Origin of the sequence: Brachybacterium sp. (genome assembly GCF_036379615.1) — a bacterium.
In the GTDB taxonomy this organism is placed as follows: Bacteria; Actinomycetota; Actinomycetes; order Actinomycetales; family Dermabacteraceae; genus Brachybacterium.
Genome location: NZ_DASVGJ010000002.1, coordinates 1 through 18,845, shown reverse-complemented (window position 1 = coordinate 18,845; position 18,845 = coordinate 1). Strand labels below are relative to the sequence as shown.

At 73.2% G+C, this 18,845-nt stretch carries 14 protein-coding genes and 1 riboswitch; of the genes, 7 read left to right on the top strand and 7 right to left on the bottom strand.

What is annotated here, in order from left to right:
* Positions 1-104: 104 nt before the first annotated feature.
* Positions 105-770, top strand: a complete 666-nt coding sequence (locus VF289_RS00100; protein ID WP_330879853.1) for a DUF6318 family protein — start codon at positions 105-107, stop codon at positions 768-770.
* Between the two features lie 327 nt (positions 771-1,097).
* A complete protein-coding gene (locus VF289_RS00095) occupies positions 1,098-1,913 on the top strand; it encodes a hypothetical protein (protein ID WP_330879851.1) in 816 nt (271 codons plus the stop codon).
* 184 nt (positions 1,914-2,097) lie between these two features.
* On the opposite strand, the gene VF289_RS00090 is transcribed toward VF289_RS00095, so the two are convergent.
* From VF289_RS00090 to VF289_RS00070, 5 genes are all read right to left on the bottom strand, one after another.
* The gene (locus VF289_RS00090; protein ID WP_330879849.1) at positions 2,098-3,129 is read right to left on the bottom strand and encodes a class I SAM-dependent methyltransferase; all 1,032 of its coding nucleotides are present in this window, start codon (positions 3,127-3,129) and stop codon (positions 2,098-2,100) included.
* Between the two features lie 5 nt (positions 3,130-3,134).
* Positions 3,135-5,045, bottom strand: a complete 1,911-nt coding sequence (locus VF289_RS00085; RefSeq protein ID WP_330879847.1) for an ABC transporter ATP-binding protein — start codon at positions 5,043-5,045, stop codon at positions 3,135-3,137.
* Positions 5,042-7,213: an ABC transporter ATP-binding protein gene (locus VF289_RS00080; RefSeq protein ID WP_330879845.1), complete on the bottom strand. Its 2,172-nt coding sequence runs from the start codon at positions 7,211-7,213 to the stop codon at positions 5,042-5,044. The genes VF289_RS00085 and VF289_RS00080 overlap by 4 nt, the downstream gene beginning before the upstream one ends.
* A complete protein-coding gene (locus tag VF289_RS00075; protein ID WP_330879843.1) occupies positions 7,210-7,722 on the bottom strand; it encodes a DUF456 domain-containing protein in 513 nt (170 codons plus the stop codon). The genes VF289_RS00080 and VF289_RS00075 overlap by 4 nt, the downstream gene beginning before the upstream one ends.
* Before the next feature lie 92 nt (positions 7,723-7,814).
* A complete protein-coding gene (locus VF289_RS00070; RefSeq protein WP_330879841.1) occupies positions 7,815-8,816 on the bottom strand; it encodes a beta-ketoacyl-ACP synthase 3 in 1,002 nt (333 codons plus the stop codon).
* 75 nt (positions 8,817-8,891) lie between these two features.
* Here VF289_RS00070 and VF289_RS00065 point away from each other — a divergent pair, with 75 nt between their 5' ends.
* On the top strand, positions 8,892-9,563 hold the full coding sequence (locus VF289_RS00065; protein ID WP_330879839.1) for a VanZ family protein: 672 nt from the start codon (positions 8,892-8,894) through the stop codon (positions 9,561-9,563).
* A gap of 31 nt (positions 9,564-9,594) precedes the next feature.
* Here the strand turns inward: VF289_RS00065 and VF289_RS00060 are convergent, their stop codons facing one another.
* Together VF289_RS00060 and VF289_RS00055 are read right to left on the bottom strand one after the other, a co-directional pair.
* Positions 9,595-12,663, bottom strand: a complete 3,069-nt coding sequence (locus VF289_RS00060) for an SMC family ATPase (RefSeq protein ID WP_330879837.1) — start codon at positions 12,661-12,663, stop codon at positions 9,595-9,597.
* Positions 12,660-13,838, bottom strand: a complete 1,179-nt coding sequence (locus VF289_RS00055; protein ID WP_330879835.1) for an exonuclease SbcCD subunit D — start codon at positions 13,836-13,838, stop codon at positions 12,660-12,662. The genes VF289_RS00060 and VF289_RS00055 overlap by 4 nt, the downstream gene beginning before the upstream one ends.
* A 100-nt stretch (positions 13,839-13,938) precedes the next feature.
* Positions 13,939-14,031, top strand: a riboswitch (TPP riboswitch).
* Between the two features lie 56 nt (positions 14,032-14,087).
* On the opposite strand from VF289_RS00055, the gene VF289_RS00050 reads away from it, so the two are divergent.
* The 4 genes from VF289_RS00050 to VF289_RS00035 are packed head-to-tail and all read left to right on the top strand — an operon-like array spanning position 14,088 to position 18,575.
* Positions 14,088-15,719, top strand: a complete 1,632-nt coding sequence (locus VF289_RS00050; RefSeq protein WP_414644427.1) for a bifunctional hydroxymethylpyrimidine kinase/phosphomethylpyrimidine kinase — start codon at positions 14,088-14,090, stop codon at positions 15,717-15,719.
* Positions 15,716-17,095, top strand: a complete 1,380-nt coding sequence (locus tag VF289_RS00045; RefSeq protein WP_330879831.1) for an MFS transporter — start codon at positions 15,716-15,718, stop codon at positions 17,093-17,095. Before VF289_RS00050 ends, VF289_RS00045 begins: the two co-directional genes overlap by 4 nt.
* Positions 17,092-17,877: a hydroxyethylthiazole kinase gene (gene thiM / locus VF289_RS00040; RefSeq protein WP_330879829.1), complete on the top strand. Its 786-nt coding sequence runs from the start codon at positions 17,092-17,094 to the stop codon at positions 17,875-17,877. The genes VF289_RS00045 and thiM overlap by 4 nt, the downstream gene beginning before the upstream one ends.
* Positions 17,874-18,575 carry a thiamine phosphate synthase gene (locus VF289_RS00035; protein WP_330879827.1) on the top strand — a complete coding sequence of 234 codons (702 nt, stop codon included), beginning with the start codon at positions 17,874-17,876 and terminating at the stop codon, positions 18,573-18,575. Before thiM ends, VF289_RS00035 begins: the two co-directional genes overlap by 4 nt.
* Positions 18,576-18,845: the final 270 nt, after the last annotated feature.

The window sequence follows — 18,845 nt, the reverse complement described above, 5'->3', positions numbered from 1 at the left end:
GAACCGTGACCGGAACGGTGGCGGGTGTCGGGAGACGGCGCCGTCGGGTGGCGGCGACCACGTCGCTCGACGCCCGCGCAGGCACGTCGTCTACCGTGGGCCGGGTGAACCGACCAGTCCAACGCGTCATCATCATCGTGCTCGCACTCGTGCTGCTGGTCCCCCTCGGTGCGATGGGGATCGGTCAGCTGCTGGGCCCGGGCGCCGAGGATCGAGCGGTCGAGAACCCGGACGATCGGCCGACGGCGGACCCCGACGAGCAGCCGCCCCGTCCCGAGCTCCCCCGCCCCGAGGAGCCGTCCGGCATGACCGAGCAGAGCACTGAAGGGGCCGAGGCCACCCTCACCTACCTGCTCGAGTCCTACGACTACATGATGAGCAGCGGCGACGTCTCCGTGTGGGAGGGGTCCGTGGACTCGAACTGCCAGGTGTGCGTGCGCTTCCTGGAGAACGCCCAGGTGCTCTCCGAGCAGGGCGGCTACCTCGTGGACGGTGCCTTCGAGGTGCACTCGACCACGTTCGAGGGCACCGGCGAGCCGCCCGCCACGGGCACCGTGGTCGCCCAGTTCACCCAGCAGGAGTCCATCCTGGTGGACAACCCGAACCTCCAGCCCACGGCCCTGGACTCGGTCACCGGGCAGCTGATCGCCACAGTCACCTGGGACGGCGAGCGCTGGAAGGTCACCGACATGAGCATCGCCCCGCCGGAGGGCGCGGCACCCTCGGACGGCGGCGGCGCGGGCGCGAGCGACGCGGGCACCGGGAGCTGAGCCGCTCAGCACCGTCCACCGTTGCGCAGTGGGCGCTCTGAGCCCCCAGAACGCCCACTGCGCAACGGTCGACGCAACGCGGACCCCATCGCTGAGTCACCGCTGGACACCTCGTGCCTCTGAGCAGGGCATTGTGGACGACGTCGGCGGTCCGACCCCCGACAGCATGCTGGGGCCATGGCCCGTCGACCTGCCGCTCTCCCCCCGTCACTTCCCTGGCCCGTGTTCTCTCGGGCGGAGGCGTTGCGTGCCGGTGTCCCTGCCGACAGGCTGCGCAGACCCGACCTCGAGCGGCTCCGTCGGGGGCTGTACGCACGTCGGGATGCGATGAGCCACGAGATCCACATCGCGGCCGCGCTCTGCCGCCATGACCCGCGCCTCGTGATCGTCGGGCTCTCCGCTGCACGGCTGCTGGGCGTCCCGATGCCGCACCACCTCGAGAGCTGGACCCCGCAGATGCCCGTGGAGGTCGCGACCTCGGGCGCCCGGGGCCGCTCCGACGGGGTGGTGCGCTGGCACGATCTGTCCTTGTCGGCCGGTGACATCCAGCGGGCGGAGTATCTCCACACGGCCAGCGGCCGCACTTCTCCGCTGCCGATGACCTCTCGAGCACGGACCTGGCGGGACCTCGCCGCGCATCTGGGACCGACAGCGCTCGTCGCCGTCGGTGACCACCTTCTGCGTATCCCGCGGCCGCGGTTCGAGGGCAGGGACGAGCCGTGGTGCACCCGAGCCGATCTGCTCGCGGTGGCGACGGGACGGCACTCCCGTGCGCTCCAGGCGGCCATCCGCCATATGCGGGTCGGTGCCGATTCACCGAAGGAGACCGAGCTGCGCCTCGCCTTCCTCTCCGCCGGCCTCCCGGAGCCGGAGATCAACAGGCCGCTGCTCGGCCCCGACGGCGTTGCGCGGCACGAGCCCGACTTCCAGTGGCGGGAGTTCTCGGTGTGCGCGGAGTACGAAGGAGCTGTGCACAACGACCCGGAGCAGATCCAGCGGGACATCCGGCGTGCGCGTGCGGCGAGGGCTGCAGGCTTCCTCGAGATCCGCCTCCACAAGGAGGACCTCCGACGAGGATGCGCGCCGGCCGTGAGCGCGGTGCGGAATGAGCTGCGGGCACGGGGGTGGCGCCCTCCCTCGTGAACGACGACTGCGCCCGCACCCCTGCCTGACATCCGTGATCACCAGCGCGAGCCGCGACCCCGACCACAGACCACCGGCACCGGCACCGTTGCGCAGTGGGCGCTCTGAGCCCCCAGAACGCCCACTGCGCAACGGTCGACGCAGGGACGCAGGAAAGCGGGCGGGAGTGGAGGTGGGGTGGGGCTCAGGTGCTGGCGACAGGTCGGCCTGCGACCCGGTAGAGGAACAGATCCGTGCGGTAGGGGACGCCCACCAGGGCGCCGGGCGCGTGGCCGAGGTGATCGTGCAGGTACCAGTCGAGGTTCGCGAGCACCTTCGCGCGCCGCTCCTCGGGGGCGGTGATGACGTAGCTGCGGGTGCGGGCGAGGTCGATGACGTCGCCGGTGGGCATCGGGTCCTCCCAGCGGTGCACAGAGCGTTCGACGAGCTCGAGCCGGGCGCCGACGGTGGGCAGGAAGTCCTCGCGATGGATGTCTCCGGCGTGCATGATCCGGGAGAGGCGGTGCACCCAGGGGATCGTCACGTCGAGCATGTTCCAGACCAGCGCGAGCACCCCGCCCGGGGCCAGCAGCCGCACCACCTCGGCCGACGCCTCGACAGCGTCGAACCAGTGCCAGGCCTGAGCGACGGTGATCAGGTCAGCGCATCCCTCCGGCAGCCCTGTCGCCTCAGCCACTGCGAGGTGCGTGCTCAGGCGGGTGGACCGGTGCGCGGCCGGAGGTCTGGTGGGATCCGCGGCAGGTTCGGGCGTGGGATCCGCGGCGGGTTCGGGCGTGGGATCCGTGACCGGATCCGTCGAGGGACCAGGACCATTCCCGCGCCGCAGCGCCGTCTCGAGCATCGCGGCGCTGGTGTCCACTGCGATCACCTCGAGGCCCCGGTCCACGAGCGCCCAGGAGAGCTTTCCCGTCCCCGCGCCCAGGTCCACGGCCCGCAGCGGCCGGTCCGCCGACGAGTCCGACGCCGAGCCCGACGACGAGCCCGACGACGAGCCCGACGCCGTCACCTGCGCGAGCATCGCGTCCAGTGCGGCGACCGGGTAGCCGGGGCGCAGCCGGTCGTAGTCCTCGCCCTGGTCCTGGAAGGCTCCGGCGAGTGCGTCCTTGCGTGCGGCGCTGGCGAATCGCGGCTCCGCGCGCGAGGAGATCGGCGGCACCGGAGGGTGCAGCGGATCGCTCCTGCTGTTCCTTCTGTTCCTGCTGTTCCTGCTGTTCATGCCGCTCACCGCTCGCTGCGGTGCGCGACCCAGGAGTGGTGCAGGCCCGCGTAGATCCCGTCCTCGAGTGCGACCAGCTCGGCGTGGGTGCCGTGCTCGGCGAGGTCGCCGTGGTCGAGCACCATGATCCGGTCGGCGCGCTCGGCGGTGGAGAGGCGGTGGGCGATGGTGATGGTGGTGCGGCCGCGGGCGAGACCGTCGATGGCTTGCTGGAGGCGCACGTCCGCTGCGGGGTCGACGGCGCTGGTGGCCTCGTCGAGCACGATGATGTCGGGGTCGGCGAGGTAGGCGCGGGCGAGCGCGACCAGCTGCCGCTCCCCCGCGCTGAGGGATTCGCCGCGCTGGCCGACGGGGGTGGCGAGCCCCTCGGGCAGCTCCTCGGCCCAGGTCGCCAGGCCCAGCTCCTCCAGCGCGAGGTGCATCTCCGCCTCGCTCGCCCCGGGCTTCCCGTAGAGCAGGTTCCCGGCGACGGTGGTGTCGAAGAGGAACCCCTCCTGCGGCACCATGATCACGCGGGAGCGCAGCGAGGCGTAGGGCACCAGGTGCAGCGGCACGCCGCCGATGAGGATCGTGCCCGAGGCGGGGTCCATCATGCGGGTGAGCAGCTTCGCGAAGGTGGTCTTGCCGCTGCCGGTCTCGCCCACGATCGCGATCCGGGAGCGGGCGGGGATGTCCACGTCGATGCCGTGCAGCACCTCGGGACCCGTCGGGTAGGCGAAGCGCAGATCCCGGATCTCGATGTCCAGCAGTCCGTCCGGCAGCGCGGCCGCGCCGGGGACGGCCTCGGCCCGTCGGCCGGTGTGCGGGTCCATCGCGCCCGCGGGGTCGGCGACGTCGGCCGGGGTGTCGAGCACGCCGAGCACGCGCCGCCAGCCGGCGACCGCGTTCTGCGCCTCGGAGAGCATCTCGATGCCCATCCGCACGGGCTGGCTGAACAGGGAGACCAGGAAGACGAAGGCGATGACGCCGCCGGCGGTGAGATCGCCGCCGGGCAGGTCGATGCCGAGCGCGCCGGTGCCCAGCACGATGCCGACCACGACCACCACCGCGGTGGCGAGACCGTCGGCCGTCTCCGAGAGGAAGAAGGAGGCGGACTGCGGTCGCAGCACCGCGAACTGCGCGTTGCGCACCTCGGTGATCCGGGCGTCCTGCCCGCGGCGGGTGCGCTCCTCGGTGCCGTAGGCGCGCACGGTGGCGGAGCCGACGAGGGACTCGGAGACGGCGCCGAGCATGTGGCCGACGTTCGTGCGCACCACCTGGTAGCGGGCACGGATCCGCTTCTGCAGGGAGCCCATGATGAACAGGATCGGCAGGTAGCACAGCCACACCACGAGCGCGAGCGGCCACGAGTAGAAGACCATGACGGCGGTGGCGAGGACGAGCTGGAAGCTCATCACCACCAGCATGATGCCACCGAAGCTCATGAACTGGCTGACGGTGTCGACGTCGCTGGTCACGCGGGAGACGAGCGCCCCACGCTGCTCGGTGCCCTGGGTGAGGAGCGACAGGTCGTGGATATGCCGGAAGGCGCGTTTGCGCAGGGTGGCCAGGGAATGCTCGGCCAGGCGGAACAGGCGCCGGTTCATCAGCACATTGCAGCTCGCGGTCACCAGCAGCACTCCGGCGGCGAGGCCCGCGGCGCCGGCGACGAAGGCGACGTCGGGCGATTCGGGAGCGATGATCCCGCGATCCAGGATGGACTGCACCGCGATCGGCACCACCACCTTGCCGGCGGTCGCGATGACGGCCAGCAGCAGCGTGATCCACAGTCCGCGCAGCAGCTCAGGAGTGAGTGCGAGGCCGCGGCGGATGGTGGCGAGCGCTCCCTCGTCGGTGCGTGTCTCGCCGCCGAGGGCGGAGGACGCCGAGGCGGAGGACGCGGCCGCAGAGCTGCGGGCGGCGGGTGCGGCGGTCATCGGCCGTCCTCCTCATCGAGCTGGTCGGGCATGGGCTGGTCGGGCATGGGCTGGTCCGGCACGGTCCGGTCGCGCTCGCTGCGGTCCGGCTCGGTGGGGTCGCATTCGCGGTCATCGCCCCAGATCTCCTCGCGGCGGTACCGGCCGGTGCCGTGGATCTCGATCGCGCCGGTGACGGTGCGCTCGCGCTCGGCGGGCACGGCGACCGCAGGATCCGGGCCGTCGCTGGGCTGGGGTCCTTCGGCCTCGAGCAGGCTGTGGGAGATCGCGGCCTCGTCGTAGGCGTCGACCAGGGCCCGGTAGCCCTCGCTGCGCACGCGCAGCTCCTCATGGGTGCCTGCCGCCCCCACCCGGCCGTGATCGAGGAAGACGACCTGGTCGGCGAGGGAGATGGTGGATTTCCGGTAGGCGATCAGCAGCAGGGTGGAGGCGGTCATCTCGCGGCGGATCCCGTCGAGGATGGCCAGCTCGACGCTGGGGTCGCAGGCGCTGGTGGCGTCGTCGAGGATCAGCAGTCGCGGCCGACGGGCGAGCGCCCGGGCGAGTGCGATGCGCTGGCGCTGGCCGCCGGAGAGGGAGCCTCCGCGCTCCCCCAGCTCGGTGTCCAGCCCGTCCGGCAGGGCGTCGACGAACGCCTCGGCCTGGGCGACGCGCAGCGCCCAGCGCACGGTCGCCTCGTCGATGTCCTCGCCGAGAGTGACGTTCTCGCGCACGCTCGCGTCGAAGATGAAGGCCTGCTGGAGCACCAGGATGACGTCCGCCGTGAGCGCCTCTGCGGTGAGGGCGCGCAGGTCCGCGCCGTCCAGGGCGATGCGGCCGTCGGTGGGGTCGATGAGTCCGGCGGCGAGCAGCGCGAGGGTGGACTTGCCGGAGCCGGTCGCGCCGACGACGGCGAGCACGCGGGTGCCCTCGTCGGGGTCGGCGCGCAGGGTCACCCCGTGCAGGGCGCGGCCCTCGCGGATCTGCGGATCGGGACCGTGCTGGTCGCGCTGGTCGCGGCCCAGGATCACCTGGGCGGGGTCGTCGCGGTAGACGAAGGAGACGTCCTCGACGGTGAGCGCGCCGGGGCCGGCCGGCAGCGGGTCGGGACCGTATTCGCGCTGCTCGGTGACGTCGAGGATCTGCTGGACACGGCCGCCGCCGACGACGGTGCGGGAGAGGTCCCCGAGCACCCAGCCGAAGGAGCGGATGGGCAGGGACATCAGCGTGAACAGGTAGGCGACCTCGACCAGCTGCCCGGTGGTGAGGTGGCCCTCGCCGATCCGCCAGGCGCCGAGCACGGCCACGGCGAGGATGCCGAGGTTGGGCAGGGCGTCGATCGCGGGGTCGAACCAGCCGCGGATGTAGCCGAAGCGGATGCCGGTCTCGCGCAGGTCGTCGGCGGCGCGGGTGAACCGCTTCTCCTCGACGTCCTCACGACCCAGCGACTTCACCACGTTCGCACCGTCGAAGGATTCGTGGGCGATCTCGGCGACCTCCGCGCGCAGCTGCTGGGAGCGCATCGCGATCGGGGTGGCGAAGCGCTGCAGCAGCACGTTGAGGACGATCAGCACGACGATCAGGGCGAGCATGACCAGCAGGATCACCGGATCGATGCGGAAGACGACCACCGTCGCGTAGACCAGCATCACGATCGTGGACAGCGCGAAGGGGAAGGGCGCCATCGCGAAGAAGGTCGCCTCGACGTCGGAGTAGACGGAGCTGAGCAGGGTGCCGGTGGCCTGGCGGCGGTGCCACAGCAGCGGCACCTTCGCGTACACCGCGGCGATCCGTTCGCGGTAGAGGCGGAAGAGGTCGTACTGGGTGGCGGCGGCGAAGATGCGCCGCGCCATCACGGTGACGGCGCGGGCGACGGCGATGCCGAGGATCGCGAGTCCGCCGCCGGCGAGCAGGGCGGGGGTCGCCTCGCCGCGCTGGAAGGAGGGGACGATGACCTGCTCGGTGACCCGGCCGATCACGGCGGAGGTCGCGATCTGCAGCAGGGCGAAGGCGATCGCGCCGAGCACCGCGAGGGCGAACCACCTGCGCAGCTCCCAGGACCCCTTGAGCAGTCTCTTCAGGCCCGGGACGAGGACGGCGGGATGCTGCGGGGTGCGCTGCTGCGGCGCGCGACCCTGCGAGGTGGGCTGCTGCGGTGCGGGCTGCTGCGCGGTCGAGGGCGCGGTCATGCCGTGACGAAGTGGACGACGACCGCGATCGCGAAGACGATCGTGGCGAACATGGCGAGGGAGAACTCGATGAGGATGCCGGTGCCGAGCGCCTTGATCGCGACCCAGGCAGAGGTGATGCCCTTCTTCCAGTCCTTCTGGCGCAGCGCCTCGGAGATGTACAGACCGATCAGGAAGCCGATCGGCAGGCCCAGGAAGGGGATCACGAAGATCCCGACGATGCCGGAGGCGATGCCCACATAGACCGGCCACATCGGCACCTCGGCGGCATGCAGCCGCTTCCCGGTGAGGACGTAGCTGGTGGCCATCCCGATCGCGCCCAGGATCAGCACCAGGGCGAAGGCGATCCAGGCGGTCCAGCCGCCGATCACGATCGCCCAGATCAGGGTGGCGAGAACCAGGGTGATGGTGCCGGGCAGCACCGGGACCACGATCCCGGTGAGGCCCACGACATAGGCCAGTCCGGCCAGGACCGTCACGATGATCTGGACGGTCAGGGAGTCGACCACGGGATCCTCCAAGAAGAGCGGGGGCCGACGGGAAGCGCCTGCCGGACCTCGTCCATCCTATCGGGCGGAGGGATCCTCCCGCGGACCGGATCTCAGGGCAGGCGCACCACCTGGCCGGCCCAGGCGAAGCCGCCGCCGAAGCCGATCAGCAGCGCCGTCGCCCCGGCGGGGATGCGTCCCGCCTCCCGCAGCCGGGAGATGGCCAGGGGGATCGTCGCGGCGGAGGTGTTGCCGGAGGTGATGATGTCGTCGGCGACGACGGCGTCCTCGCGCAGGCCGAGCGAGGCGGCGAGCGGCTCGATCATCCGCAGGTTCGCCTGATGGGGGACGAACACGTCGATGTCCTCGATGCTCAGCCCCGCCGCCTCGACGATCCGACGGGCGATGCCGGGCGCCTCGCGCAGCGCCCAGCCCAGCACCTGCCGGCCCTGCTGGGCGAAGTAGGGGCCCTCGCCGTCGACCGCGTTGATGGTGACGGCGTCGGCGAGCTCGGGCTCGGTGCCCCACACCACCGGGGCGATGCCGGGCTCCTCGCTCGCGCGCAGCACCATCGCGCCGGCCCCGTCGGCCGTGAGGATGCAGGTGGTGCGGTCGCTGTAGTCGGTGAAGGCGGAGAGCTTCTCCGCGCCGATCACGAGGGAGACGCTCGAGGCGCCGGTGCGGATCGACATGTCCGCGACGGCGAGCGCGTGCTCGAAGCCGGAGCAGGCGGCGCCCACCTCGAAGGCGGAGGGTGCGGGGATGCCGAGCGCCTGGGCGACGCGGCCGGCCGCGCTCGGGGAGCGCTCCTCGTTCGAGCAGGTCGCGACGATGATCTGGGTGACCTCGGAGGGGTCGACGTCCGCGTCGGCGAGGGCGGCGCGGGCCGCGGCGATCGCCATCTCGGGCACCCCTTCGCCGTCGGCGGCGACGTGCCGCTCCTCGATGCCGGTGCGCTGGCGGATCCATTCGTCGCTGGTCTCGACCAGCTGTTCGAGGTCCTGGTTCGTCATGACGCGCTCGGGCCGGTGGTGGCCGGTGCCCACGATCCGGGAGCCGGGGCTGAGCGGTGCCGTGCGGAAGGCGGGACGTGGGGCGTCCGGGGTGGTGGACATGTCGGCTCCTGGCTCCTGGGGGACTGTGACGGGCCGGTGCGGCCCGTGCTCAGCTGGAGACCATACGGTGCCTGTGTGAACGAGTTGCTGAGGCTGTCCCTGGTGGGCATCGCGGGCGGGCTCGGCGTCTTCGCCGTGCTCCTGCTGCCCGCGATGTGGCTGCAGCGGCGGCGTTTCGGCCGGGTGCGGCCCTCCCGGCTGGTCGGGGTGGCCGTGATCTGCCTCTACACGATGTCGCTCGCGGGGCTGACGATCGCCCCGGCGTATGACGTCGCGGCGACCTGCCGCAGCCGGCCCGGCGGGGCGCTGCGACTGGATCCCTTCCACTCCGCCGCCGAGCTGCTGGGCCTGCAGCGCGGCGGGGCGGGCCTGTGGGAGCTCGCGGTCAGCTTCCCGGTGCTGCAGATCGTGATGAACATGGCGCTGTTCGTACCGCTCGGGCTGATCCTGCGGGGCGTCTTCCGGCGGGATGTGACGACCTCGCTCGCCTCGGCGGTGCTGCTGTCGGCGCTGATCGAGGTCACGCAGTACACCGGCGCGTTCGGGCTGTACCCGTGCGGGGTGCGGATCGCGGACATCGAGGATCTGCTGGCCAACGCCGCCGGTGCCTGGATCGGTGCCCTGCTCGCCCCGCTGCTGATCCGCTGGCGGGTGCCGCTGTTCGCCCGCGAGGAGCGGCGGCGGGAGTCCGACGGCGGTGCGGCGGGCACGGACGAGGTCGAGGACCTGTTCCGCCGCGAGTTCTGAGCCAGCCCCCAGCACCGCAGCACCTCAGCAGCTATGCCGTGATCGTGAGCGTGGAGCGGGCATCCGCGCCGCGGCGCACGTGGATCTGCTCGGCGATCTGGGCCTTCATATCGCCGACGTGGCTGACGATCCCGATCACGCGGCCGCTCTCGGCGAGGCGGCCGATCTCGCGGACCACGGTCTCGAGGGTCTCGGGGTCCAGCGATCCGAAGCCCTCGTCGATGAAGAGGGTCTCCATCTGCACTCCCCCGGCCTCGCCCATGACGATGTCCGCCAGCCCCAGCGCGAGCGCGAGGGACACGAAGAAGGTCTCGCCGCCGGAGAGCGTCTCGGGCACGCGCACCTGGTCGGTGCGCCGGTCCAGGACCAGCAGGTCCAGGCCCGTCTTCCGCGCGCCGCGGGCGCCGGTGTCGCGCTGCAGCTCGAGGTCGGAGCCGGAGAACAGGGCCAGGCGCGTGTTCGCCGCCTCGATGACGGCGTCGAGCCGCCACATGAGCACGTAGGTGGACAGCTGCACGCGCTCCCCGTCGCTCGAGCGTCCGGTGGCGAGGTCGGCGACGCGCACGGTGACCCCGGCGTCCTCGCTGACGGCGCGCACCTGCGCCGAGGCGGTCGCAAGCGCCGTGCGCGCGGTGGCACCGCGTTCGGCGATGCCGCCGAGCCGGGCGGCGATCCCGTCGGCCTCCCGGGCTGCGGTCTGCGCCGCCGTGAGCTTCTCGCCGGCCGCGGCCACCGCGGCATCGGCCTGGTCCCGTGCGCCATCGCTCGCGTCGACCTCGGCGATCCCCTCCTCGGCGAGCCCGTCGGCGAGCCGGGTCTCCTCGACGGCCCGGAGCTGGACGAGCTTCTGCAGGCGCTCGCGCTCGGGCGGGGCGAGCACCGCGGCGCGGACCGCCTCAGCGGTGGCGAGCCCGGACGCGGCGAGGGCCTGATCGGCCTCCGCCGTGACCTCGGCGGCCTGCTGCTCGGCCTGGGTGCGGCGGCGCACGGCCTCGAGCAGGCCGGTCGCGGCGCGGGCGCGGGCGCTGTGGGCGCGGCGGCGGGCGGCGATCGAGGAGTCCTCTCCCCTCGCCCGCACGATCTTCTCCCGGTCGGTCTCGAGAGCGCGGGCGGTCTCGTCGATCGCGGTGCGTTCACGTTCGACGTGAAGGGCCGTCTGCTCCTTCGCGGTCGCGAGGCGCTGGGTCTCCTCCTCCTGCGCGGCGAGCTTCTTCTCCAGCTCGGTGGCCTGCTGCTCGGCGGCGACCGCCGCGGTGACCGCCTGCCGCGCCGTGTCGACGAGCTGCTGCGCGGTCTCGGGGGTGTGCTGGCCGGCGGCCTGCTGCAGGCGCGCCAGCTCCTGGCGGGCGAGGGCGAGGGCCTGTTCGTCGCGGTGCTGGGCGTGCTCGGCCTGCTGCCGCGCGGCTTCTGCGGCCTCGACCTGCTCGGGGCTGACGGCGTCGTCGGCCGGATCGGCGGGATGCGGGTGCTCGAGGGCGCCGCAGACGGGGCAGGCCTGCTCGGGCTCGAGATCGGTGGCGAGCTCTGCGGCGATGCCTGCGAAGCGGCGGCGGCGCAGCGAGGTCTCGGTCTCGGCGCGCTGTCGGGCGGTGCGCAGAGTGGTCTCCGCCGCCTGCCGGGCCTTCTCGACGGCCTTCTCCTGGGTCGCCGCGGCGGTCGTCGCCTGGTGGACCTCCTGCGCTGCGGAGAGCGCGATCTTCGCCTCGCCGAGCCCGGCGGCGGCGGTCCGGGCAGCGTCCCGCTGCGTGATGAGGCCCCTGCGCTGGGCGGGGCGCTGCTCGAGCTGTGCGATGGCGGTGGTCAGGCGCTGCTGCTGGGCGGTCAACGCCTCTCGGCGGGTCGCGAGTTGCGACTCCCGCTCGGGCAGAGCGGTCTCGAGGGCGGCCAGGTCGGCGAGCGCTGCGGCAGCACCGGTCGCCTCCTCGACCGCGGAGGTCAGTGCGGCGTCGGCTTCTTCCGCCTCGAGCAGCTCCACGAGCTGCGGGTGCTCCGTGCGGGTCCTCGCGGCGAGATCGGTGAGAGCCTCCAGCGCGGTGGCGACGGTGCTCGAGGCCCGGTCGCGTCGGCGCAGCACCTCGGCGACAGGCCGCGCCGTCTCGTCCTGCTGCAGCGAGGACTGCGCGGCCTCTGCAGCCGGCTTCTCCCCGGTGAGCCGGGTGGCCAGGGCATCGAGCTCGCGGCGGCGGTCGATCCGCGTGCGGGCGGTGCCGGCGGTCTCCGCGGCGGAGCGGGCCTGCTGCTCTGCGGTCTGGGCGAGGCCTGCCGCGCTGTGCGCCTCGGCGGCGCGTGCAGTGACGGACGCGAGGTGCTCCTCGGCGAGGGCGGCCAGCGGTTCCAGCCGCAGGGCCCCGGCATGCTCCTCGAGCACCGTCACCTGCTCGTCCTCGAGGCCGGTGGCCTCGGTGAAGCGGGCCAGCGCCGTGCCGAGGGTCTGCTGGGCGGCGTCGACCTCGCGCCTGGCCTGCTTGCGCATCTCCTCGAGCTGCTTCTCGACCGCGGCGTAGGTCTCGGTGCCGAAGACGCGCTGCAGCACGGCCTGGCGCTCCCCGGTGCCGGCGCGGAGGAACCGGGCGAACTCGTTCTGCGGCAGCAGCACCGTCTGGGTGAACTGCTCGCGGGTGAGGCCGACGGCGCGCTGGATCTCGCGGCCCACCTCGTCGATGCGGGTCGCGATCGCCTCCAGCCCGCTGCCCCCGCCGGCGGTGTCGGCGATGACGTCCGCGATCAGCTGCGGGGAGCCGATCCTCCACAGCCCAGCCCTGGCCTGCTCCTTGGTGGTGCCCGTGCCGCGCAGCTTCTGGCGCTGGAACTCGGGCTGGCGACGCACCCGGAAGATGCCGGAGGCGGTCTCGAACACGAGGTCCACAACGCTCGCCTCGACGGGCGCGGCGAACTGGGAGCGGATCCGGTCCCCGCTGGTGGCGCTGCCGGCGACCTGCCCGTACAGGGCGTAGACGATCGCATCGAGAATCGTGGACTTGCCGGAGCCGGTGGGGCCCTCGAGCAGGAACATGCCGCTCGCACCGAGGGCGGCGAGGTCGACCTCCACGGTCCCGGCGAAGGGACCGATCCCGGTCAGGCGCAGGTGGTGGAGCTTCACGAGGCCTCCCGCTGACGGCGCACAGCGGTGTAGGCGCGGTCCAGCACGTCGTGCTCGGCCGGTGTGGGGGCCGCGCCGGTGACGTGGGCGAGGAACTCGTCCATCACCTCGAGCGGGTTCTGCTCGCGCCGCACCACCGGCGTGCCCTCGCGTGCGTCGCGGCCCTCGGGCGCGTACTCGGTGAGCAGCAGGTGCGGGAACGCCTCCCGCAGCTGTTCCTGCAGGTGGGCGGGGCGTGCCGGATCGGTGACGACAGCCTTGAGCCAGTCGCCGCCGTGCGCCTCGGCGTGGGTGAGGATGTGCTCGAGGGTGCCGCGCAGCTCGGTGAGGGGCCGCGGGACGGGGGTCCGGATCCGGCGCACCTCGACCTCGGCCCGGCCCCCGTCGGCCGCAGGAGCCCCGAGCTCGACCAGCAGCACGGACTTGCGGTGGTTCTTCTCGGAGAAGGAGAAGGCCAGCGGTGAGCCGGAGTACCAGGCGGGCGCGCCGACGGCGCCGGTGAGGTCCTGGCAGCCGTGCAGGTGGCCCAGCGCCAGGTAGTCGATGCCGCCGAGCACGCCCGCGGGCACGGAGTCGACGCCGCCGACGGAGAGGTCCCGCTCGGAGTCGCTCGCATCGCCGCCGGTGACGAAGGTGTGGGCGAGGACGACGGTGCGGGCACCGGGGCGCGCGGCGGCACGCTGACGGACGCGGTCCAGGGCAGCGCGGGTGACGGCCTCGTGGCTGCGGGCCAGGGGCGCCTCCCCCTCGGCGACCAGCTCGGTGCGGGCCCGATCGGGCTCGAGATAGGGCAGGCCGAAGAACAGCACCTCGCCGTGCTGGTCCTCGACGGAGACGGGGTGCTCGATGCCGGGCACATCGGTGAGCAGGTGGATACCGGGCTTCATGAGGCCGCGCCCGAAGCCGAGCCGCTCCGGGGAGTCGTGATTGCCGGAGGTGAGCACCACGGTGGCGCCGGTGCCGGCCAGCCGCGCCAGCGCATCGTCGAGCAGCGTCACACTGGTCACGGCCGCAACGGCGCGGTCGTACACGTCCCCGGGGATGACGACCACGTCGACCTGCTCGGCCTCGACCAGGTCGACCAGCCAGTCGAGGAACGCGGACTGGTGCTCATGGAGGTCGACCTTGTGCAGGGTGCGTCCCAGATGCCAGTCCGAGGTGTGCAGGATCTTCATGCCCCGAGCCTACGAGCGGAGGCCGACAGTCGGCGCCGCCGTGCACATCCTGCAGGTCGTGGACGCTCGCCCCGGGGTCGCGGCCTCTGCCCTAGGGTGGGCGGCGGACACGGGGTGCGCCATCGGCGCTGAGATCACACCCGTGGAACCTGATCTAGTTCGTACTAGCGAAGGGATGTCCGCATCATGACGGATCCTTGCACCCATTTTCCGCCTGCCCCCACGCCCGCACGCCCTGCGGTGCCGCGCGTGCTCTCGATCGCCGGGACCGACCCCACGGGCGGCGCCGGCACCGCCGCCGACCTCAAGTCGATCACCGCCGCCGGCGGCTACGGGATGGCGGTCGTCACCGCGGTGGTCGCCCAGAACACGCACGGCGTGCGCGCGATCCACGTGCCGCCGGCGGCGGTCCTCGGCGCACAGCTGGCCGCCGTCGCCGACGATGTCGCGCTCGAGGCGGTCAAGACCGGCATGCTCGGCACCGTCGAGGTGATCAACACGGTCACCGCATGGGTCGACGCGCACCCGCCGGGGGTGCTGGTCGTCGATCCGGTGATGGTCGCCACCAGCGGTGACCGGCTGCTCGAGCCCGAGGCGGAGCAGGCCATGCTCCGGTTCTGCCGCCGCGCGAGCGTCGTCACCCCCAACATCGACGAGCTCGCCGTGCTCACCGGCGCACCCCGGGCACGGACCGAGCAGGCGGCGCTCGAGCAGGCCATCGGCTGGGTGGAGGAGACCGGGGTCGCCGTCGTGGTCAAGACGGGCCACCTCGAGGGCCGGGAGCTCGCCACCACCTGGGTGGGCGCCGACGGGGCGCGCCACCGGGTGCGGTCGATGCGGGTGAACACCACCAGCACGCACGGCACCGGCTGCTCGCTCTCCTCCGCCCTCGCGACCCGCCTGGGCGCCGGGGACTCCCCCTCCGACGCACTCGACTGGGCCACCTCCTGGCTGCACGAGGCGATCCGGCACGGGGCGGAGCTGCACGTCGGATCGGGCCACGGCCCGGTGGACCACGCTCACCGCTCCCGTCGGCTCCAGGCGGCCGGCTCCTCGGCGCCGTGGCTGGCGGCAGACGCCGTCCCGCCACGGCTCGAGCATCCCGCGGACCTCGCACCGTCGACCGCGGCTCTGCGATCGGAGGGTGCCGGACGATCGGAGGTCGCCGTGCCTCCGGCGGTCGCCCCCGTCGGTCCCTGGACCGCGGCGCTGTGGGCCGCGAGCGCCCCGCTCGCCGCCGAGATCGCGGACTCCTACTTTGTGCGCGGCCTGGTGCACGGCAGCCTGCCCGAGTCGGCCTTCGCCTTCTACCTGGCCCAGGACGCGCTCTACCTGAGCCGCTACTCCCGCGCGCTCGCCGCCCTCGCGGAGCGGTCCGCGGACCCCTCGGCACGGGAGTTCTGGAGGGGATCTGCCCACCACTGCCTCACGGTCGAGTCGGAGCTGCACCGCTCCTGGCTCTCGCATCTGCCCGCCGAGGCCGATACCGCGCCCGGTCCCGTCACCGCCGCGTACACGGACTTCCTGCTCGCGCACGCGTTCGGCTCCCCCACGGCGGTCGCGGCCGCGGCGGTGCTGCCCTGCTTCTGGCTCTACGCACAGGTGGGCGGCGGGCTCCCCGCCGTCGCGTCGGATCATCCCTATGCCGCCTGGCTGAACACCTATCGCGATCCGCAGTTCGTCGAGAGCGTCCGCGGGGCGCTGGGCGCCGTCGAGCGCGAGTTCGCCGCCGCGAGCCCGCAGGACCGGGCCGATGCCGCCCGCGCGCATCTCCTCGCCAGCCGGCACGAGCTGGAGTTCTTCGAGCAGGCGCAGCGACTCCCCCACAGCGCCGAGGCCCGTCGGTCCCCGGGAGCGGCACTCGCGACGGCGACCCGATGAGCGCGCCGGCCCCTTCCCCCTCTCCCGTCCCCGCCCCTTCCGCCGTTCTCGGCTCCCCGCACGCCCTGCCGCCGGCGGGCAGTGCCGCCCTGCGCGCCGGAGTGGTCGGCAACTTCATCGACAACGTCCATGTGTTCCTGCCGGTCACAGCGCTCACCCCGGCGATGCTCGTGCTCGCCGGGCCCGGTGCGACGGCGTCGGCCGCGTCGCTGATCATCGTCGCGATGCTGTTCGGCCGGCCCGTCGGCGGGGTCGTGTTCGGTCGGATCTCGGACCGCCTGGGCCGTACCCGCACCACCCGTGTCGCGATCGGCGGCACCGCCGCGTGCGCCCTCGCGATCGCGGTGATCCCCACCCACGATCTGCTGGGCGCTGGGACGGTGGCGCTGGTGCTGGCGCTGCGCTTCCTCGGCGGGATCTTCGTGGCCGGCGAGTACTCGGCGGCGATCCCGCTGGCGATGGAGTGGTCTCCGGCGCGCCGACGGGGACTGATGAGCGGGCTGATCCTGTCGATGGCGCCCTGGGCTCAGGCGAGCGTCGCCTTCGCGGTCGCGGTGCTGCTGGCGGCCCTGGGGCCGGAGCAGTACGCCGCGTGGGGATGGCGGGCGCTGTTCGTGCTCGGCGCCCTGCTCTCCCTCGGCATGCTCGTGTACTACCGCCGCCACGTCGTCGACGCCCCGATGCCGCCCCGCCCGGAGCCGGTGCCCGCCGCCGAGGGTGCGCGATCCGCGCCGACCCTGCGCGGCCTGCTCACCGGCTCCTGGGCTCCCGCGTTCTGGCAGGTGTTCGTGCTGATGACGGGCCTGTGGCTGCTCACCGACTCCACGGTCCTGCTGCTCACCGAGCGGCTGTCCCAGGACTCGTCGCTCGATCCGACGGCCGTGCCGGTGGTCATGGGCCTGGCATCGATCGCCCAGGCGCTCGCGATGGCGGCGGCCGGGCATCTCTCGACGTTCACCGGGCGGCGCCGGCTGCTGATGATCTGGGGCGCGGCCGCGGCGGTCGCGGGTCCGGTGCTGTGGTGGGCCGCCGTCAGCGCCTCCACGCTCGCCGTCGCGGCCGCGTGCGCGGCGCTGCTGCAGGTCGCGACGGTCTCGGCGTACGGTCCGATCGCGGCGTACCTCTCGGAGCGGTTCCCCACCTCGCTGCGCTCGACCGGTTACGGCGCGGGGTACAGCCTGTCCCTGGTGCTGCCGGCGCTCTATCCCTTCTACGTTCCGGCGCTCGTTCCGCTGCTGGGCCGGCACGGCAGCGTGCTGGTCATGGTGGTGCTCGGAGGTGTGCTGGTCGTGGTCGGCGCCGCGCTCGGCCCGCGGCTCTCCCCGCGGGAGCTGGACGCCGATCTGGACACCGTGGCCGACGGGGGCACCCGATGAGCGGCGATCCGGACCTGGCCCGGGCGGCACCGGTGCTCGAGGCGGTGCGCGCGGCGCGGCCGCTGGTGCACTGCCTGACCGCCACGGTGTCGATGGCGATCGTGGCGGACGGTCTGCTCGCGGCCGGTGCCCGACCGATGATGACCGAGACCGCGGCCGAGGCACCCGTGGTGACCACGATGGCCGACGCACTGGTGATCAACCTCGGCACGCTGAGCACCGACGCGATGGAGGGCATCCCGCCGACGGTCGCGGCGGCCGTGCGGGACGGGCGCCCCTGGGTGCTCGATCCCACCGCGATCGGGATCGCCCCGGTCCGCACCCCGCTCGCCCGGCAGCTGCTGGGGTCCCGGCCCGCTGTCGTGCGCGGCAACGCGTCCGAGGTGCTCGCCCTGACGGGGGCGGGGCCGGGCGGCCGGGGGCCGGATTCCTCGATCGTGGGGGACGGTACGGAGGTCGCTGTCGAGCACGCCGCCCGGGAGGTCGCCTCCCGGACCGGCGGGGCGGTCTCGGTCTCCGGGGAGGTGGACCTCGTGCTGGACTCGCAGCGCAGGGCGCAGGTGGCGCGCGGCACCGCGATGCTGAGCAGGGTCACGGGCACCGGCTGCCTGCTGGGGGCACTGACCGCGGCGTGCGCGGCGGTGCAGCCCTCAGCGTGGGAGGCGGCGGTCGCTGCTGTCGCCTGGCTCGACCTGGCCGGGGAGCTCGCCGCCTCGCGGGCCACCGGACCCGGCAGCTTCCGCATGCATCTGCTCGACGCACTCGACGAGGTGGGACGATGACCGCACGAAGCACGGCCCCAGCACACCGCATGGACCTGGGCTCGGATCTGGGCTCGGATCCGGACCTGCGCTGTTATCTCGTCACATCGGGCACCTCGCGGCGAACGGTCGAGGTCGCCGCCGCCGCAGCGGCCGCTGGGGCCGGGGTGGTGCAGGTGCGCGCCAAGGAGGCCACCACGGCGGCGCTGCTGGAGCTCGTGCTCGCCGTGGCCGAGGCCGTCCGGGCCGCGAATCCCGCCACCCGGGTGCTGGTCGACGACCGGACCGACGTCGCGGCCGTGGCTCGCCGGCGTGGGGCTGCGGTGCACGGTGTGCATCTGGGCCAGGACGATCTGCCTGTGGCCGATGCGAGGGAGCTGCTGGGACCGGAGGCGATCATCGGCCTGACCACCGGGACGCTGGATCTGGTGCGCGCCGCCGAGGGGCTGCGCGACCACATCGACTATCTCGGTGCCGGCCCCTTCCGGCGCACGCCCACGAAGAACTCCGGGCGGTCGCCGCTCGGGGTCGAGGGGTACCCTCCCCTCGTCTCCGCCTCCTCGCTGCCGATCGTGGCGATCGGAGATGTCACCCCTGCTGATGCTGCTGCTCTCGGCCTCACGGGGGTGGGCGGGGTGGCCCTGGTCCGCGCGATCATGGAGGCTCCGGACCCTGCGGCCGTCGTGCGGGAGGTGCTGGCAGGCATCGCACCGGGGTGATTGGCTCCTTGATCAGCTCCCGGCGGGACGCATCGAGCACTGGCATGCATGTGCCCCGGTGCGCGCGGAGGCGCACCGGGCACGGCATGGACTGCGGGGAGACAGCGAGGTCAGAAGGGCGGCGGTCCGTTGTCGCCCCAGGGTCCGGGCGGGATCTCGGTCCTGCCCGGCGGGGTCTCGGTCCTGTCGGGTGGGATCTCGGTCCAGCTCGGCGAGATCTCGGTTCCGCGCGGCGAGGTCTCGGTTCCGCGCGGCGGGGTTCCGGTACCG

Coding starts and splice junctions, on each gene's coding strand:
- VF289_RS00095 (WP_330879851.1), top strand. CDS start 1,098: ATGAGCCACGAGATCCACATCGCGGCCGCGCTCTGCCGCCATGACCCG.
- VF289_RS00090 (WP_330879849.1), bottom strand. CDS start 3,129: ATGAACAGCAGGAACAGCAGGAACAGAAGGAACAGCAGGAGCGATCCG.
- VF289_RS00085 (WP_330879847.1), bottom strand. CDS start 5,045: ATGACCGCCGCACCCGCCGCCCGCAGCTCTGCGGCCGCGTCCTCCGCC.
- VF289_RS00080 (WP_330879845.1), bottom strand. CDS start 7,213: ATGACCGCGCCCTCGACCGCGCAGCAGCCCGCACCGCAGCAGCCCACC.
- VF289_RS00070 (WP_330879841.1), bottom strand. CDS start 8,816: ATGTCCACCACCCCGGACGCCCCACGTCCCGCCTTCCGCACGGCACCG.
- VF289_RS00055 (WP_330879835.1), bottom strand. CDS start 13,838: ATGAAGATCCTGCACACCTCGGACTGGCATCTGGGACGCACCCTGCAC.
- VF289_RS00045 (WP_330879831.1), top strand. CDS start 15,716: ATGAGCGCGCCGGCCCCTTCCCCCTCTCCCGTCCCCGCCCCTTCCGCC.
- thiM (WP_330879829.1), top strand. CDS start 17,092: ATGAGCGGCGATCCGGACCTGGCCCGGGCGGCACCGGTGCTCGAGGCG.
- VF289_RS00035 (WP_330879827.1), top strand. CDS start 17,874: ATGACCGCACGAAGCACGGCCCCAGCACACCGCATGGACCTGGGCTCG.